Here is a 1,016-nt window from a genome sequence, read left to right on the forward strand (position 1 = left end):
ATCAATACCAATACGCCTACGATGTTTCGTACCATATGATGTAAAAAAGATTGAGCGACAACATCAATGGCGATGCAGTCTCCCTGTCGCGTGACTTTGATTTTTTCCATAGTCTTCATGGTGTTTTTTGCCTGACAATCTTTCGCTCTAAATGCTGAAAAATCGTGATGTCCAACTAATAAGTTGGCTGCATCTTGCATGCGTTGTTCATCTAATGGCTTAAAAAACCACCACATTCGATCAGCATGTACTGATGATCGACCGACACGGTTGATAAGTATGTAGCGATAACTGCGCCTGACCGCTGAAAAGCGCGCACTAAAGTCATCATCGACTTCTCTAGCCCACACGACATTGATATCTCTAGGTAGATTGGTATTAAGCCCTAATATCCAATTTCGCTCTGGCCGCTGTGCTGAAGTATCAAAATGAACAACTTGGCTGAGTGCATGCACGCCACTGTCAGTTCTGCCCGCGGCAACGACCTTGACCGTATGATTCGCCACTTTGCTTAATGCTTGTTGTAAACACCCTTGAACCGTTCTCTGTTTGGGTTGAACCTGCCAACCAGCAAACTCAGTACCATCGTACTCAATACCTAAAGCTACGCGCACCCACTATCCTTATTTAGATAAATCATTTAATAATTTTTGAGCACGAGATTTTTGTTCATCATTGCCTTCGCTCAGAACTTCTTCGAGAATGCTCTTTGCTCCCTCAGGGTCGCCCATATCAATATAAGCAGCAGCAAGATCTAATTTAGTTTCCGCTTCATCAATTTCGTCAAAATCATCAAGATCAAACTCCAAATCACTAGTGCTACCTAATTGCCCAGACAATTCTTTACTAGCCGCGTCTAATTCATCATCTGAAATCACCGCTAATTCGTCTTGCTCGGCGACATCATCACTCGCGGCCACATCAATATCCGCTGACAAGGTAGCTTCTTCTAGGCTCTCTTGCTCACTACTTGGCGTAGCGTCTATTTCCAAGCTAAGCGGTGCGTCAAATTCGAT

The 1,016-nt window shown here is 43.9% G+C and carries 2 protein-coding genes; both read right to left on the reverse strand.

The annotated features are described in order from the left end of the window. Positions 1 to 614: tRNA pseudouridine(38-40) synthase TruA (gene truA / locus AC3AYF_RS21830; protein WP_487780560.1), on the reverse strand; the 614-nt coding region annotated here is incomplete at its 3' end. Between the two features lie 9 nt (positions 615 to 623). Continuing rightward, a partial coding sequence (locus AC3AYF_RS21835; protein ID WP_487780561.1) for a FimV C-terminal domain-containing protein occupies positions 624 to 1,016 on the reverse strand: 393 nt, incomplete at its 5' end.

The sequence above is a fragment of the Salinicola sp. genome (assembly GCF_982684285.1).